This is a genomic window from Rhizobium sp. BT-226, from assembly GCF_025847085.2.
In the GTDB taxonomy this organism is placed as follows: domain Bacteria; phylum Pseudomonadota; class Alphaproteobacteria; order Rhizobiales; family Rhizobiaceae; genus Rhizobium; species Rhizobium sophorae.
The window spans coordinates 56,584-72,656 of sequence record NZ_JAOYTI010000007.1 but is presented as its reverse complement, the minus strand read 5'-3'; the positions used below and the strand labels follow the sequence as shown (position 1 = coordinate 72,656).

Here is a 16,073-nt window from a genome sequence, read left to right as displayed (position 1 = left end):
AGTTTCAACGAGGCTCGATCGATGACTACAGGATGGAAGGGCGTATTTCCCGCCGTAACGACGCAGTTCAACGAAGATCTTTCCGTTGACTTGCCCTCGACCCAGCGTGTCCAGGACGCGCTTGTGAGCGACGGGGTCAACGGACTGATCGTCATGGGCACATGCGGCGAAAACAATTCGCTGGACCCCGAGGAGAAGCGCACGATCCTGAAAGCGGCCGTCGAGGTCGTCAACGGCCGCGTTCCCGTGGTCACCGGCGTTTCCGAATTCGACACGCGCCGTGCCGTCGCCTATGCTCGCGACGCCGAAAAGCTCGGCGCCGACGGGCTGATGCTGCTGCCGGCCATGGTTTATGTGCCGAAGCCCGAAGAGCTGATTGCACATTTCCGCACCGTCGCCGAAGCGACCTCACTGCCGATCATGCTCTACAACAATCCACCGGCCTACCGCGTCAATATCGGCGCCGATGTGCTGAAGGTGCTTGCCGACGTGCCGAACATCAAGGCGGTCAAGGAAAGTGCGCCGGATCCACGCCGCTTCACCGATCTCATCAATGAATTCGGCGATCGTTTCGATATCTTCGCGGGTCTCGACGACGTAGCGCTTGAAGGCCTGATGCTCGGCGCCAAGGGCTGGGTCTCCGGCCTGACCAGCGCCTTCCCGCAGGAATCCGTGCAGCTCGTCGCCGCCGCCGAACGCGGTGACTGGGAAGAGGCCCGCAAGATCTATCGCTGGTTCATGCCGCTTCTGCACCTCGATGCCGAGCACGACCTCGTCCAGTCGATCAAGCTCGCCGAGCAGATCATGGGCCGCGGCTCCGAACGCGTTCGCATGCCGCGCCTGCCGCTTTCGGGCGCCCGCCGCGCCGAAGTCACCGCGATGGTCGAGAAGGCCGCTGCCACGCGTCCCTCGAAGATCCGCCAGGCTGCCTGATCAACGAGGCCGGCGACCCCGCGGTTGCCGGCCTTTCCGTGTTTGCTCTTCAGGCAAGGGCCAGCGACCGGCCGCTCGCCGGATCGAACAGATGCATCTGGTTCATGTTGAACGAGAGCGGCATCGTCGACAACGGCCTCGGCCCGCTCTCTGGATCGATGCAGGCGCAAAGGCTTGCCTCGCCGATGCCGAAATAGACCATGGTCTCCGGTCCGAGTGGTTCCACAAGATCGATCTTCGCTTCGATGTTGGCATAACCAGGGCGGGTCTGGCGGTCGGTGATCGATTCCGGCCTGATCCCGAACACCACTGATTTACCGGCGTGGCTGGCATAGTCGCCGGCGCGCATCTCCGGCACTGGAAGCTCGCTGCCGTCGGTCAGCTTGACGACGAGACCCTTCTCTCGTGATAGCAGCGTCGCGGACAGGAAATTCATCGACGGTGAGCCGATGAAGCCGGCGACGAACTGGCTGACGGGCCGATGATAGAGTGCCTGTGGCGGCCCCGCCTGTTCGATGATGCCACCATTCATCACCACGACACGATCCGCCATGGTCATCGCCTCAACCTGGTCGTGCGTGACGTAGACGGTGGTCGTCGGCAACAGCTGGTGCAACCGCTTGATCTCCGTGCGCATCTGCACGCGAAGCTTGGCATCAAGGTTGGACAGCGGCTCGTCGAAGAGAAAGACTTTCGGGTTCCGCACGATGGCGCGTCCCATCGCGACGCGCTGGCGCTGGCCGCCCGAAAGCTGGCCCGGACGCCGGCCGAGCAGCTCGCTGATATGCAGGGTTTCCGCCGCCCTGATGATACGCGCGTCAATCTCGCTCTTGGCAAGCTTCTGCTGCTCCAGGCAGAACGAAATATTCTCCCGCACCGTCATGTGTGGATAGAGCGCATAGTTCTGAAAGACCATGGCGATATCGCGTTTGCCCGGGCCAAGCCGGTTGACGACCTGATCGCCGATCACGATCTCACCGCCGGTGATGTGTTCGAGACCCGCGATCATGCGCAATGTCGTCGATTTTCCGCATCCCGACGGGCCCACGAAAACGACGAATTCATTGTCTTCGATGTCAAGGCTGATGCCGCGCACGGCCTCGTAGATGCCATAGGATTTGACGATGCTTTTGAGTTCCAGCCGTGCCATGGTTTTCTCCTAGACCTCCTGCAACCAGATCGCCATCGCTCCGGGCTCGCGATTGGCCCAGAGGTGATAGGGGATCGCCGTGAAGGGCCGCTCCTTCAGCGAGGGAGGCGCGGTGCGATAGAGCGCATTCTGCCAATCGGATATATCGGCTTCGAGCGCAGAGCCTTCGAGGACGGTCGCTCCGCCGAGAAGCACGGCATCGTAGCGTGCGGAAATTTCCTCAGATGCCGGCAGGCGGAGCCGCTGCGGCTCGCCGCCGAGGTCCGTCTCCTCGATGCAATAGACGACAGGCCCGCGCCGCAGCGCGACGCGTCCACCGTCTTCGGAGACGGCAGGATGCGCGTAGATGCGCTCGACGGGCATCGAGAAGCCGATGCGGACCTCGTCGCCATTGCGCCATTCCCTTGATATTGCCGCATAACCCTTCGTCACGCATTGATCGAGATCGACGGCAACGCCGTTAACCGAGATCTGCGCCTGCCTGCACCATCCGGGGATGCGAAGACGAAGCTGAAACCGGCTTGGCCGCTCGACGGCGAACCGCAGGCTGATGTCGCCGTCCCAGGGATATTGCGTCTCCTGGATCAGGCGCACGAAATTCTTGCCGACTGTCAGCTCAGCCGAATTGGTGCCGTAGAGATGAACAGCGAGCTCATGATCATCAGTCGAATAGAAATATTGGCCGAGTGACGTGATGAAACGGGCAATGTTGGTCGGGCAGCAGGGGCAGTAGTGCCATTTCCACCGGCGGTGCTGCCCGTGGCTTTCAAGGACGTTCTCATAGAAATAATGCTCGCCGTCGCGCGAGATGCCGGAAAGCGCGCCGTTGTAGAGCACCGTTTCCAGCCTGTCGGTGAACTTGCTGTCGAGATCGACCTGCGCCATGCGATGGCTCCAGAAGCCGAGCGCGACGGCTGCGCATGTCTCGGCATAGGCCGTCTCGTTCGGCAGGTCGAATTCCCGGGTGAACCCTTCATTGGATGCCGACGGGCCAAGGCCGCCGGTCACGTAGAGCTGGCGGCTGACCAGATTGTCGAAAAGCCGGTCGCAGGCTTCCTTCAATGTCGGATCGTCGTTTTCATGGGAGAGATCCGCCATCGCAGAAAACAGGTACATGGCGCGGACCGCATGGCCGACGACCTGGTGCTGGTCGCGCACCGGCATATGAGCCTGGCTATAGGCATACGTCTTGTAGACGTAATCATCAGGGCTCTCGCCGCGTTTGCGGGCCTCTTCGTCGTAATATGAGGGCATCCGGCCACGTTCGTCGACGAAGTAGGTCGCAAGCTTCAGGTGCCGCGGATCGCGCGTCACGCGATAGAGCTTGACCAGCGCCAGCTCGATTTCCTCATGGGCGTCGTAACCTCTGAGCTTTCCGGGCTCCGCGCCGAAGGTGGCGATGATATGGTCGACGGCGCGGACCATCACATCGAGGAACCGACGCTTTCCCGTCGCCTCGTAATAGGCCACGGCCCCTTCCAGCAAGTGACCCATCGAATACATCTCGTGCAGGTCGCGCAGATTGGTCCAGCGCCTGTCCGGCTCGCGGCGAATGAACCAGCTGTTGAGGTAGCCATCCGCCATCTGCCCTTTTTCGAGCTTTTCGACGATAGCATCGATCTTCGTTTCGAGCGCCGCATTCGGGTGAGCCTTCAGCGTGTAACTTGCGGCCTCGATCCATTTGCCGAAATCGGAATCGAAGAAATGCTGCATCGACAGTCCGCTCGGCTGGATTGGGCGCACCAGCGGCCCGGCCGGCTTGTCAAAATCGAGCACCTCGAGGAAGCCCTCCTCTTCCAACCGCTTGTGCTGCGTCGGGATGGTGACGTTGCGGACCGTCTCCGTCCAGCTCTGCCAGAAACCGCCATGGAATACGACACTGGAATGATCGGCGGGCCTGTATCGCCGCCGTCCCGCAGCGCGTGCCGGTTGAAAACGAGGTGAGCTGGTCATGAGGACTCCTGTGCGGAACGAGCGCTGTCACTTCACGGCGCCGGCCGTCAGGCCGCGCACGTAATATCGTTGCAAGAGAAGGAAAAGCAGGATGCAGGGGACCATGGTCACGGCTATGCCGGCCTGCAGCGCACCCCAGTCGATGATGCCGTAGATGCCCGACGAAACATTCACCAGCATGATCGGCAGCGTGAACTTGTTCTGGTCGGACAGGAAAATGAGGGCAGCGAGGAACTCGTTCCAGGAATTCAGGAAGGCGAACATCGCAACGGTGGCGACACCGGGAAGCGCGATCGGCAGCATGATCCGGCGCAGGATCGTCGCCTGCGATGCACCGTCTATCCGGGCCGCTTCGATCAGCGCCTTCGGCACCGCATCGAAGGCGTTGCGCATCATGAAAACGGAAAAAGGAAGCTGGAAGGTCACGTAGATCAGCACCAGTCCGAAAAGGCTGTTCTGCAGCCGGAAGACCTTCAGGATCAGGAAAAGCGGCGTCAGGATCGACTGGAACGGGATCATCATCGTCGCCATGATCAGCACGAAGAGCAGCGACTGACCGGGAAAACGGAATTTCGAAAATCCGTATCCCGCCGGCACCGAGACGAGCACCGTCAGGATCACCGTTCCGGCGGCGATCAGCACCGAATTGCCGGCATAGACGTACCAGCCTGCACCGACATGTTCGAGGCGGCGGTAATTTTCAAGCGAGAAGGCTTTCGAGAAAAGCGCTGCCGGGTCGGCAAGTGCTGCGGCCGCGGGCTTGAAGGAATTGGCGAAGGACCAGACGATCGGCATCACGAAGAAGACGGCAAAGACGCATGCCGTCAGAACGAAGGCGAGATAACCGAGCCGCTCGCTCGCCGGCTTGGCTGCGAGATTGTGGTTGAGCCGTTCCATCAACCCTCCTCCGGCCGCTGGCGCAGCAGGACGAACTGGATCGCGCTGATCGCCACCAGGACGACGAGCAGGGCAAAGGAGATCGCCGAGCCATAACCGAGACGGTAGGATGAGAACGAGGCGAGATAGATCGAGAAGACCGCGGAGATCGTGCTGTTCTCAGGGCCGCCCTGGGTAATGATGAAGAACTGGTCGAAGGCCAGCATCGACGAGGTGACGTTGAGGACGAGCGCCAGCACGACCGAGTTCCTCATCAAGGGCAGCGTGATGCGCCGAAACCGGCTCCAGACGCTGGCTCCGTCGATCCTGGCCGCTTCGATGACGTCGTTGGATATGCTCTGCAGGCCGGTCAGAAGGATGATCATCGTGAAGCCCGCTGTTTTCCAGACGACCATCAGAATGACGACGCCGAGTGCCGGCCAGAAACTTTCGAGCGGCCTCGGGGCGCTGTCGATGATGCCTGCTCCGCGCAGCAACTGCGCAAAGACGCCGCTATCGGGATTGAGCAGCCACATCCACAATGTCGAGGCCGCCCCGAAGCCGATGACGACCGGCATGAAATAGATCGTGCGGAAAAAGCCGGCGATGCGCAGCGGCCGGTCGACGAGCAGCGCCAGAGGAAAGGCCACCAGGAAGATCGCAGCCGTGACGAGCACCGTATAGAGCAGCGTGAAACCCAGGGAATGCCAGAGCTGGGTATCGCCGATCAGCTCGGCATAGTTGGCGAGGCCGATGAATTTGGTCCGGCCAAGAAGCGGCCAGTTGTAGAAACTCATCCAGACCGTCATGACAAGCGGCACGAGGAAAAGCACGACGATGAACAGCAAGCCCGGCAGGATGAAGGCAAGGCCAAGCCAACCCTTTGGCTCCGGTTCTCCGGCCGCGACCGCGCGCCTCCTGCTGCGAAGTGTCGAGGATATCACCGCAACTCCTCCTTCCGTTTGAAAGTCGAGATGTGAAAGAGACGGCAGGGCATCCGCGGATACCCTGCCGAAACGCGTCGGCTTAGTTCGGATTGGTGCGTTCGAGGATACGGGTGAAGTCGGCCTGCGTCTTGGCGATCGTTGCGTCGACGTCGTCGCCGAAGATCGTGCCCTGGATCAGATTGAGGAAGGGTCCGGTGCGGCTGACGAAGAGTTCGTCGGACGAAAATGTGTAGGGCGTGCGCGCCTTGGCGAGGATATTGTAGGCGACGAGATTGCGCGGATCGAACTTCGCATAGGCTTCCGCTGCGAGGTCGGTACGCGACGGCATCCCCGATTCCTGGGTGATGTAGACCTGCTGCTCGGGCTGCATGTAAAAATTGACGAAGTCGAGCGCGACTTTCTTCTTCTCTTCGCTGATGCCCTTGATCAGGGAAAGCGTATCGCCGCCGGCAAAGCTCGATTCACCGCCCTTAGGCCCGGGGATCGGTGCGACGGCGAATTTCACGTCGGGATATTTGCTGGTCAGCAGATTGACGATGTAAGAGCCGGTCATCAGGATACCGACCTTGCCCGAGGCGAAGGCTTCGACGGCATTGTTGCCGTTGCCGGAACGCGATGTCGGATGGATCGCACCGGTCTTCCACATATCGCGATAGGCAGCGATGGTCTCCCTCAGCGCCGGCGTGTCGACCGTGGCGCTGCGGCCGTCATCGCTCAGCACATCGGCATTGGCGGCCCAGAGATGCGGCAGGAAGTCGTAGATCAGCCAGCTCCCCGAATTGGCGACGAAATAGAAGCCATAGGTCTCGTTGCCGAGCGCGGCGATCTTCTTGGCGTCGGCGGCAATCTCCTCCATCGATGCCGGCGCCTTGTTCGGATCAAGGCCGGCCTTGGTGAACAGATCGGTGTTATAAGCAATGATCGAGGCATCCGGCAGGGCCGGCACGCCGTAGATCTTGCCGTCATAGGTGGCAAGGCGGATGTGGGACGGGCTCATGGCCGCGGAATAAGGCAGGCCCTTCACGAAGTCGGAGATATCCTCGAGACCGTCCGCGGCAGCAAAGGTCGGGAGATAGATCAGGTCGAGCACGGCACCGTCAGGAGCCGCGCTGCCGGCAATCGCCGCACCCAGCTTCGGCACCATCTGCTCCGCCGTGATCTGGGTGACGTTGACCTTGTCGGAGTGCGAGGCGTTGTATTTGTCGGCCAATCCCTGAAGGACGGCGCCGGACGACGTGCGCACCCATAGGGTGATTTCTTCGGCGCCGGCGAGAGAAGAGCTTGCCAGCAGTGCAAGAGCGGTGATCGTCGTTTTCAGTCGAAGCATGCTTGTTCCCCTTTTTCTCGTTCAGGCCCAAGGCCATCGGACGAAATGAACGTTAGATCAGAAATTTTTTGATGTCGACAGTCTGTGTGCATAAATCTGATGTCCGATTGATAAAACCTTTTAACAGCTCATTTTTTTCTGCTAAAAGCTTTTATCAGGGATCGAACACGAGGCAGATCTTGAAGAATACGGGTGATCGGAGACGGACGATTTATGACGTGGCAAAGGCTGCGGGCGTCAGCATTTCGACGGCGTCAAACGCACTGAACGGCACGGGTCGGACGAACGCCGAGACGCGCGAGCGGGTTCGGCGCGTGGCGGAGGAGATCGGATTTCGACCCAATGCACTCGCTCGTGGGTTGCTAAGCAAGCGAAGCCATGCGATCGGCATGCTGACGAACGATACCTATGGGCGACTGACGCTGCCGATGGCGGCCGGGGTATCGGAGGTGCTGGTCGATCACGGCGTGTCCGTCTTCCTCTGCGCCACGAACAATGATCCAAGGCTCGCCCAGCTGCACCTGGAGGCGCTTCTCGACCGGCAGGTCGACGGCATCATATTCACCGCGACGCGCCTCGACCTCACGCCGCCGGTCCAGCTGTCCCGCCTGCCGATACCCGTCGTCTACGTCTTTGCGGAGGGGCCGGCTGACAGCGTCACCTTCTTTCCGGATGACGAACAGGGCGCCCGCCTCGCCGTCGATCACCTGAAAGAGCTCGGTCGCTCGCGGATCCTCCACATCACCGGGCCGCGGGATTATCTGGCCGCTCGCATCCGTGCCCAATCCTATCTCGACGCCTGCGGCGACGGGGCCGAAGCGATGTTCGGCGACTGGTCGGAGGAATGGGGTCACGAGGCCGTTCAGACGGTGTTTGCCCGGCCCGGCGCAAAACCCGACGCCATCTTCTGCGGCAGCGACGAGATCGCCCGTGGCGTCATCGATGCGCTACGCGACCTTAATGTGGAGATTCCCACGGATGTCGCCGTGGTCGGCTTCGACAATTGGGAGGTCGTCGCACGTCAAACGCGCCCGCCGCTGACCACCATCGACATGGAGTTGAAGGAACTGGGCCATCGCGCCGGCCTGGCAATCCTCAGCCTCTCCAAGGACGAGCCGGTCCCCACCGGCATCACCAGATTGCCGTGCCGCCTGGTCGTGCGGCAATCCTGCGGCAGCCCCTTTCGATCCGACTGAAAACGACGGCAAGAACAGAGACAAGGCGGCGCCGTCGCTATTATTTGTCCGTGGCATTGCCGGAACGGATCAGGCTGTTGCGGCTGACCAGCGACGGTATCTGGAGAATATGCTCGGCGCTGGTGCGGCCTTCTATTCTGGAAATCAGGGCCCTGGTGGCGACCTGGCCGAGCTCCCTGCCCGACTGATCGATGCTTGCGAGATTGACGAGGCCAAGTGCCGCGGTCGACGAGTTGTCGTATCCGATGACGGCGAGGTCTTCGGGCACGCGCACACCCATCTCCATGGCCAGGCTCAGAAGGATGATCGCGTCGAGATCGCTCCAGCAGAACACGGCGTGCGGCCTGTCCTTCCTCGATAGGAATTTTCGTATCGCCTCTTCCCGCTTTGGCGAGGCTATCGGAATTTTTCCGATCACTGCAGACGAGCCGAGCCCGCTGCGTTGCATCGCCCGGCGAAACCCGATTTCACGCTGGCGGACGACTGAGACCGCGTGTCCCTCGCGCTCGCCAAGGCTGAGCATCTCGATGTCGCGATAGCCGCAGGCAAGAAGCGCTTCCACGGCGATCTCCGCGCCGCGCTGATCGTCGGTGTTGACGGTGTCGAAGGCCGTCGCGCCGGCATCGTGGTAACCGACCGCGACGATCGGTATCTGGACTGCGAACTTTGCGAGGATCTCCGAGGGCAAGCGCGGCGCAACGAGGATCAGGCCGTCCATCTTGTAGTCGATCATCGACTCGATCAACGACGTCTCCAGTTGCACGCGCGCATCGCTGACGCCGATCATCGCCTGATAATGCGAGGGCGCCAGCACCCCGTTCACGCCGGCAATCACCTCAGGAAGGAAGGGATTGCGAATGTCGATCAGGAGCACGCCGATGGTGAAGCTTCGACCGCGCAGCCCCCTGGCTGCCCGCGATGGGCGATATGCGAGCACCTCGATGGCATCCGTCACCCTTGCGCGCAACGCGTCACTGACGCCGTAGGCGTTGCGCATCACCTTGGAAACCGCTGCGACCGATACGCCTGCATGGGTTGCCACGGTCCGGATCGTCACGCGATCGTTTCGTTGCGGCTTTTGCTTGTCTTCGATGGGCATGAAATCTCTGGCTTGCGGCTGCGAGTCGTCAACAGCGCCCGCGGAACCACCATGGCAGACTGGCAACGAAATTTCTATTGCGCTTCCGAAGAAAATGTAGAACGTTATATGGAGAACGTTCTACAAATTGTCGGGAGGACTTTATGAACTTTCAGCCGGCAGCCGTCAGCGGCAATCTCGTTTCGCGCGCCTGGTCCGGGGATATGATCGCGCCGCTGTCGGACGGCGGCCAGGGAACGGTCGCAAGCTTCGTCTCCAGCACCTTCGATCATGATGGCGCGGGGCTTCCGGTCGAACTCTTCATCTCCGCCCTTGGCCTCTATCGCTGCTTCATCAACGGCATTCGCGTCGGCGACGACCTGTTGACCCCAGGCTGGACGAACTACGACGATCGCCTTGCCTATCAGCGATATGATGTCTCGAATCTGCTCAAGCCGGGCCAGAACCGGATCGAGATCTGGCTTGCCGACGGGTGGTATCGGTCGCCATTGATGTGGGGCGCTAAAGCGATCCCGAACTGCTGGGGCGACAGAATCGGCGCTATCGCCGATCTGATCGGACCTGATGGCACCATTCTTTCGACCGACACCACATGGCGAAGCGGTCTTCTGCCGATCCTGAAGTCGGGGATCTATTTCGGCGAAGTCTACGATGCCCGGCAGGAAAACCGCGTCGAAACCCACGGCACCGAGAGATTGCCGTTCGACAGGGAATTGCTCGTCGCGCATGAAACTGCTGCGGTGCGCGAGTTGCGGCCACTCGCCCCTGTGGAAAGCTGGACCGACGATGACGGCAGGACGGTCTACGATTTCGGCCAAAATGCTGGCGGCTATATCAGATACACGGTCCGCGGCATTGCCGGCGCCGAAGTGCGGGTAGAGCATTCGGAAGTTCTCGGCCCTGATCGTCACTTCGACAATCGCAACTATCGCACGGCCGCCGCACATACAGTCTACACGCTGCGCGGCGACGGTGAGGAGACTTACGCGCCGCATTTCACCTTCCACGGCTTCCGCTATGCCAGGGTGACGGTCAAGGGCGACGCGAAGATCCTGGCGATCGCATCCGTCCCGATTTCGTCGGTGCCCGAGCCGGCCGGCGGTTTCACCTCGGGCAATGCGCTGGTCAATCGCCTCGTCGAGAATACCATCTGGTCGCAGCGCGCCAATTTCGTCGAAGTGCCGACCGATTGCCCGCAGCGCGACGAGCGCTTGGGCTGGACGGGCGACGCCCAGGTGTTTGCCGCAACCGCCTGCTGGCTGAGCGACAGCCAATCCTTCCTCAGGAAATATCTGCGCGACGTGATGGCCGACCAGCGCGAGGACGGCGCCGTCTCGCATTTTTCACCGGATCCGACACGTCTGCATCCGGCCAATTTCCCGGGCTATGCCGGCTCGACCGGCTGGGGCGATGCGATCGTCGTCATCCCCTGGGTTCTCTACACCCATTACGGCGATCGGGCTGTCCTGGCGGAATGTCTGGATTCGATGGTGCGCTGGGTCGATTTCGTCTGGTCGATCTCGGATGGTCCGCTGGTGCGCCCACCGTCGCGCTGGGGCGACCGCGGCTTTACCTTCGGCGACTGGCTGCAGCCGGTCGGCGACAACCGGAAGCCTCGCCCGACGATCGCCGACGACTGCGCGGCCACACTCTACCATTTCATCTCGACCGACCTTCTGGCAAGGATCGCAGCCACGCTAGGCGAGCATGCGCTTGAAGAGCGAATGAAACAGCGCGCCAACGAAATCCGGCTGGCATTCACCAACGAGTTCATCACGCCATCGGGACGGCTCGCACACAACGACCAGACGTCCTATGCGCTGGCCTTCCTGCACGAGTTGATACCGGCCGAGCATAGGCAAGCCGCACAGCAGCATTTCCGACAGGTGATCATCGATGCCGACTACAAAATCGGCACCGGCTTCATCGGCACGCCTGCCCTGCTGCCGGCGCTGACGAAACTAGGGATGGACGATCTGGCCGAAAAGGTCTTCCTACAGGAGGATGTACCGGGCTGGCTCTATCAGGTCTCGAAGGGAGCGACGACGATCTGGGAGCGCTGGGATTCCATGGCGCCCGACGGCACCATCTACGAACCCGACATGAACAGCTACAACCACTATGCCTATGGCGCCGTCTGCCAGTGGCTGTTCGAAAGCGTCGCCGGAATTTCGCCAAGCCCGAGCGCGCCGGGATTTATCGAGGTGATCGTCGATCCCGCGCCGATTCCATCCCTTTCGCCGGTTTCGGCTTATCACGATATCAGCCAGGGACGCATCGAGGCCGGCTGGCATTGCGCCGGCAACGAGGTCACCTACGTGCTGACGCTTCCGGAGGGCTGCATCGGCCGGTTCCGGCCCGGAAAACGGCATCAAAACCCGTCGCTCAACGGAGAGCCTGTCGTCGAGGAAGCCATTCTTCCCTCGGGGACGCACCGGCTCGTCTTTTCCCTACCCAATTCTTGAGGAGCATACACGTCACATCGTTCAGAGGAGGAACGTCATGACACATCGGATTAAACTCGTTCTTGCGGGCGCCTCCGCGCTTTTGGCATTGGTCGCGGCTGGCCCGTCGCATGCAGACACCACGCTGTCTTTGCTAATCGACAACAGCCCGGACACAGTCGCGGCCGCCGAAGCGCTGGTTGCTGGCTACCAGGCCAAGGCGCCTGACGTAACGATCGAAATCGAGCAGCGGCCCGGTGGCGGCGAAGGCGACAACATCGTCAAGACGCGCCTGGCGACCGGTGAAATGCCCGATGTGTTCCTCTATAATTCCGGTTCGCTGCTGCAGGCGCTGAAGCCGACACAGACGCTTGTCGATCTGAGTGGCCTCTCGTCGCAAGCGAAGGTGGACGACGGTTTCAAGTCAGTCGTCCGCGCCGACGACAAACTCTACGGCGTTCCCTTCGGCACGGCGATGGCGGGCGGAATCCTCTATAATAGGAAAATCTACCAGGACCTCGGCCTCACCGTCCCGAAGACATGGGCGGACTTCATGGCGAACAACGAAAAGGTTAAGGCATCGGGCAAGGTCGCAGTGGTGCAGACCTACCGCGATACCTGGACCTCGCAGCTGTTCGTTCTGGCTGACTATTACAACCTGCATGCCGCCGTGCCGAACTTCGCCGCCGACTACACCGCCAACAAGGCGAAATATGCCGAGACGCCTGCGGCCATGAAAGGCTTCGAACGGCTGAAGGATGTTCACGACGCCGGTCTGATGAATGAGGACTTCGGCGCGGCAAGTTATGATGATGGCCTGAGAATGGTTTCGACGGGCGAGGCAGCGCATTATCCGATGCTGACCTTTGCAGTCGGCGTGCTCAAGCAGAATTATCCCGAAAGCCTTAGCGATGTCGGCTTCTTCGCCCAGCCGAGCGACGACGCCGCAACCAACGGCCTGACCGTCTGGATGCCGCCGGCCCTCTATATTCCCGCCGCCAGCGCGCATATCGAAGAAGCGAAGAAATTCGTGGATTTTGCCGGAAGCGTCGAGGGCTGCAAGATCATGATGGAAATCAACACCGTTCAGGGACCTTCGCTCGTCGATGGCTGCGACCTGCCGGCCGACGTGCCGCCTGTGGTCAAGGACATGCTCCCCTATTTCGAAACCAAAGGCATGACGACACCGGCACTGGAATTCGTTTCGCCGATCAAGGGACCGTCCCTCGAGCAGATTACCGTCGAAGTCGGCTCCGGCATTCGCCAGCCGGCCGACGCGGCAAAGCTCTATGACGACGACGTGCGCAAGCAGGCCAAGCAGCTCGGCCTGCCGAACTGGTAGCGATCCTTCGGGCTACAGCGCCGCGCGTCCTTTCAGACGCGCAAAGGAGGCTGTAACACTTTGAATTGCGGGCAACCTCGCTCCCGAAGGAGCGAGGTTCCACCCGATCGAAGAGGTAGTCATGATCGAGACACCCCCCCGCTCGCGAAAATCGCCCTACCCACTGTGGTTTTTCATTCCGGCCGCAATCATCTACGGCGTGCTGTTTCTGGTTCCGACGATTTCATCTCTCTGGTTCAGCCTGACGCGCTGGGATCTGTCGACCGCCGAATTCATCGGGCTTGAGAACTTCCAGCAGTTCTTTTCGGAACCGTTCCTGATCCAGGGGCTCGTCAACACGCTGATCTACGCTGTGACGACATCCGGCCTGAAGACGGTCTGCGGGCTGTTGCTGGCCGTGCTTCTGACCAGTAATATTTTTGCCCGTGGTTTCCTGCGAACGCTGGTCTTCTTCCCCGTCCTGGTGTCGACAATCGGCATCGGCATCACCTTCGCCGTGATGATGCATCCCACGAAGGGCATCATCAACGTCGCGCTCGAGACGCTCGGCATTCCGGGACCTGGATGGCTGACCAATCCGGCACTGGCGCTTTTTTCAGTGGCCCTGGTCGATGTCTGGAAGGGTGTCGGGCTCGCTACGCTGATCTTCATCGCCGGCCTTGCCGCCATCAGCCCCGATTATTATGAGGCGTCGAGAATTGACGGCGCCACGCGCCTTCAGCAATTTTTCCGGATCACCCTGCCGCTCGTGCGTCCCGCCACCGTCATCGTCGTGACGTTGTCGCTGATCGGCGGGCTTCGGTCATTCGACCTGATATGGGCAATGACCCGCGGCGGGCCTGGTTTCTCCTCCGATGTGATCGCATCGGTCATCTACAAACAGTACCAGGCCGGTTTCTACGGCCTGTCGACGGCCGGCAACGTCATCCTGTTTGCGCTGATCGCCGTGATCATCCTGCCATTCACCCTTTGGTTCAACCGGCGCGGGGTCGAAGAATGAGAAGCAGCCGCCCTTATGTGACGGGCGCGATAGCGCTTGCAGTGGCGGCCGTCATCTTCGTGATGCCGTTCGTTTTCGTCGCTCTCCAGGCAGTCAAATCGAAATCCGAAGCGTCTCGCCTGGATTTCGAATTGCCCGAGCATTGGCTGCTCTGGGATAATCTGGTGGCCGTCTTCAAGGCGCGCGACTATCAGCTCGTGCTCGCCTATTTCAACTCCACCGTGATCACCGTCATCTCTGTCACGATCCTCATACTGCTGTCGGCGATGGTCGGATATGTCATGCAGCGCCGCAAGACCATCTGGAACAGGGTGGCCTCCATTGCGCTTTTCATGGGCCTGATGATGCCGCCGGCCGTCGTGCCCACCATCGGCCTCTTGCAGGAGATCGGGCTCTTCAAGACCATGACCGGGATGATCCTGATCCAGGTCGCCTATAATCTCTCCTTTTCGATATTGCTCTATAGGTCGTTCATCTCGACCATACCGCGCGATCTCGATGAGGCAGCGCTGATCGACGGCGCCAAGCCCCGGCAGATCTTCTTCCGGGTGATCCTGCCGCTTCTGAAACCGGTGACCGTGACCAATATCGTCGTGCAGTCGATCGCGATCTTCAACGACTTCACCAATCCGCTCTATTACCTTCCTGGCCGGGAGAACGTGACCGTGCAGCTGACGCTCTATAATTTCCAGAGCATGTATTCGAGCCAATACAATCTCCTCTTCATGAACATCCTCCTCGTGACGATCCCGCCGCTGATCGTCTTCATCTTCTTCAACCGGCAGATTGTCGCGGGCATGACGGCTGGCGGCGTAAAGGGGTAGCAAAATGGCTGAGCTCACTCTCAAACAGGTTCGCAAGAGCTTTGGCGCCCTCGAAGTCATCAAAGGGATCGATCTGGAGGTTGTCTCCGGCGAGTTCGTCGTTTTCGTTGGCCCGTCCGGATGCGGAAAGTCGACGCTGCTGCGCATCATCGCCGGCCTGGAAGAAACGACCTCGGGCACGCTGACCATCGGCGGCAAGGATGTGACCTATGCCGAGCCCTCCGAGCGCGGCATTGCCATGGTGTTCCAGAGCTATGCGCTCTATCCGCACATGACCGTCGCCGAGAACATCGGCTTCGGCCTTTCGCTCGCCCGCCGCCCGAAGGCGGAAATCGCCGCTAAGGTGGCGGCGACAGCGGAAACGCTGCAGCTCACCCAGCTGCTGGAGAGAAAGCCGAAAGCACTCTCCGGTGGCCAGAGGCAGCGCGTTGCCATCGGCCGGGCGATCATCCGCGATCCCAAGGTCTTCCTGTTCGACGAGCCGCTCTCCAATCTCGACGCTTCGCTCAGAGCCCAGATGCGCCTCGAGATATCAGATCTGCACGCCCGCCTGAAATCGACGATGATCTATGTCACCCACGACCAGGTCGAAGCCATGACGATGGCGGACAAGATCGTCGTCCTGAATGGCGGGGTGGTGGAACAGATCGGCAGCCCGATGGAACTCTACCGCAATCCCGCAACACCATTCGTCGCCGGCTTCATCGGCAGCCCGAAGATGAACCTCTATGGCGGAGAGACCGCACGGCGATTGAACTGCACGACCTACGGCATCCGCCCGGAACATATCAGGCTTTCGGAAGGCGCCGGACAGTGGCAGGGCAGGATCCGGCATCTCGAGCGGCTTGGCGCCGACGCGATCCTCTACCTCGATGTTCCCGAACTCGGCGAGATGGTGGTGCGCGCCGAAGGCGAGACGCCGTATGCGCCCGGAATGACGGTCTGGGCAAATCCGGTCGAAGGAGCGGAACATCGGTTCTGA

Annotated in this window: 13 protein-coding genes; 7 read left to right on the top strand and 6 right to left on the bottom strand. The window is 60.8% G+C overall.

Annotation, left to right across the window (positions count from 1 at the left end):
- Window positions 1–21 precede the first annotated feature (21 nt).
- Window positions 22–933, top strand: coding sequence for a dihydrodipicolinate synthase family protein (locus OIU37_RS31320; RefSeq protein WP_168311811.1), 912 nt, complete (start codon window positions 22–24; stop codon window positions 931–933).
- Between the two features lie 49 nt (window positions 934–982).
- On the opposite strand, the gene OIU37_RS31315 is transcribed toward OIU37_RS31320, so the two are convergent.
- From OIU37_RS31315 to OIU37_RS31295, 5 genes are all read right to left on the bottom strand, one after another.
- On the bottom strand, window positions 983–2,083 hold the full coding sequence (locus OIU37_RS31315; RefSeq protein ID WP_264259744.1) for an ABC transporter ATP-binding protein: 1,101 nt from the start codon (window positions 2,081–2,083) through the stop codon (window positions 983–985).
- Between the two features lie 9 nt (window positions 2,084–2,092).
- Complete coding sequence (locus OIU37_RS31310) at window positions 2,093–4,036, bottom strand: glycoside hydrolase family 127 protein (RefSeq protein WP_264259743.1); 1,944 nt, start codon at window positions 4,034–4,036, stop codon at window positions 2,093–2,095.
- A 27-nt stretch (window positions 4,037–4,063) separates the two neighbouring features.
- Window positions 4,064–4,933 carry a carbohydrate ABC transporter permease gene (locus OIU37_RS31305; protein ID WP_064654375.1) on the bottom strand — a complete coding sequence of 290 codons (870 nt, stop codon included), beginning with the start codon at window positions 4,931–4,933 and terminating at the stop codon, window positions 4,064–4,066.
- Window positions 4,933–5,856, bottom strand: a complete 924-nt coding sequence (locus tag OIU37_RS31300) for a carbohydrate ABC transporter permease (protein WP_264259742.1) — start codon at window positions 5,854–5,856, stop codon at window positions 4,933–4,935. The genes OIU37_RS31305 and OIU37_RS31300 overlap by 1 nt, the downstream gene beginning before the upstream one ends.
- 82 nt (window positions 5,857–5,938) lie before the next feature.
- Complete coding sequence (locus tag OIU37_RS31295; RefSeq protein ID WP_264259741.1) at window positions 5,939–7,186, bottom strand: sugar ABC transporter substrate-binding protein; 1,248 nt, start codon at window positions 7,184–7,186, stop codon at window positions 5,939–5,941.
- Between the two features lie 179 nt (window positions 7,187–7,365).
- On the opposite strand from OIU37_RS31295, the gene OIU37_RS31290 reads away from it, so the two are divergent.
- Window positions 7,366–8,382, top strand: coding sequence for a LacI family DNA-binding transcriptional regulator (locus OIU37_RS31290; RefSeq protein ID WP_264259740.1), 1,017 nt, complete (start codon window positions 7,366–7,368; stop codon window positions 8,380–8,382).
- A 40-nt stretch (window positions 8,383–8,422) separates the two neighbouring features.
- Here the strand turns inward: OIU37_RS31290 and OIU37_RS31285 are convergent, their stop codons facing one another.
- Window positions 8,423–9,481: a LacI family DNA-binding transcriptional regulator gene (locus OIU37_RS31285; RefSeq protein WP_264259739.1), complete on the bottom strand. Its 1,059-nt coding sequence runs from the start codon at window positions 9,479–9,481 to the stop codon at window positions 8,423–8,425.
- Window positions 9,482–9,624: 143 nt separating this feature from the next.
- On the opposite strand from OIU37_RS31285, the gene OIU37_RS31280 reads away from it, so the two are divergent.
- The 5 genes from OIU37_RS31280 (at window position 9,625) to OIU37_RS31260 (ending at window position 16,073) form a co-directional block, all read left to right on the top strand.
- The gene (locus OIU37_RS31280; RefSeq protein WP_168316475.1) at window positions 9,625–11,946 is read left to right on the top strand and encodes an alpha-L-rhamnosidase; all 2,322 of its coding nucleotides are present in this window, start codon (window positions 9,625–9,627) and stop codon (window positions 11,944–11,946) included.
- 37 nt (window positions 11,947–11,983) lie between these two features.
- Window positions 11,984–13,267, top strand: coding sequence for an ABC transporter substrate-binding protein (locus OIU37_RS31275; RefSeq protein ID WP_264259738.1), 1,284 nt, complete (start codon window positions 11,984–11,986; stop codon window positions 13,265–13,267).
- Between the two features lie 121 nt (window positions 13,268–13,388).
- A complete protein-coding gene (locus OIU37_RS31270; protein WP_264259737.1) occupies window positions 13,389–14,267 on the top strand; it encodes a carbohydrate ABC transporter permease in 879 nt (292 codons plus the stop codon).
- Window positions 14,264–15,091, top strand: coding sequence for a carbohydrate ABC transporter permease (locus OIU37_RS31265; RefSeq protein WP_264259736.1), 828 nt, complete (start codon window positions 14,264–14,266; stop codon window positions 15,089–15,091). Before OIU37_RS31270 ends, OIU37_RS31265 begins: the two co-directional genes overlap by 4 nt.
- A gap of 4 nt (window positions 15,092–15,095) precedes the next feature.
- Entirely contained in the window at window positions 15,096–16,073 is a 978-nt protein-coding gene (locus OIU37_RS31260; protein ID WP_264259735.1) for an ABC transporter ATP-binding protein, read from the top strand.

What these genes read in the sequence shown, in the direction of transcription:
- OIU37_RS31305 (WP_064654375.1), bottom strand. Translation starts at nt 4,933, where the DNA reads ATGGAACGGCTCAACCACAATCTCGCAGCCAAGCCGGCGAGCGAGCGG.
- OIU37_RS31265 (WP_264259736.1), top strand. Translation starts at nt 14,264, where the DNA reads ATGAGAAGCAGCCGCCCTTATGTGACGGGCGCGATAGCGCTTGCAGTG.
- OIU37_RS31275 (WP_264259738.1), top strand. Translation starts at nt 11,984, where the DNA reads ATGACACATCGGATTAAACTCGTTCTTGCGGGCGCCTCCGCGCTTTTG.
- OIU37_RS31280 (WP_168316475.1), top strand. Translation starts at nt 9,625, where the DNA reads ATGAACTTTCAGCCGGCAGCCGTCAGCGGCAATCTCGTTTCGCGCGCC.
- OIU37_RS31270 (WP_264259737.1), top strand. Translation starts at nt 13,389, where the DNA reads ATGATCGAGACACCCCCCCGCTCGCGAAAATCGCCCTACCCACTGTGG.
- OIU37_RS31285 (WP_264259739.1), bottom strand. Translation starts at nt 9,481, where the DNA reads ATGCCCATCGAAGACAAGCAAAAGCCGCAACGAAACGATCGCGTGACG.
- OIU37_RS31260 (WP_264259735.1), top strand. Translation starts at nt 15,096, where the DNA reads ATGGCTGAGCTCACTCTCAAACAGGTTCGCAAGAGCTTTGGCGCCCTC.
- OIU37_RS31310 (WP_264259743.1), bottom strand. Translation starts at nt 4,036, where the DNA reads ATGACCAGCTCACCTCGTTTTCAACCGGCACGCGCTGCGGGACGGCGG.
- OIU37_RS31315 (WP_264259744.1), bottom strand. Translation starts at nt 2,083, where the DNA reads ATGGCACGGCTGGAACTCAAAAGCATCGTCAAATCCTATGGCATCTAC.
- OIU37_RS31295 (WP_264259741.1), bottom strand. Translation starts at nt 7,186, where the DNA reads ATGCTTCGACTGAAAACGACGATCACCGCTCTTGCACTGCTGGCAAGC.
- OIU37_RS31320 (WP_168311811.1), top strand. Translation starts at nt 22, where the DNA reads ATGACTACAGGATGGAAGGGCGTATTTCCCGCCGTAACGACGCAGTTC.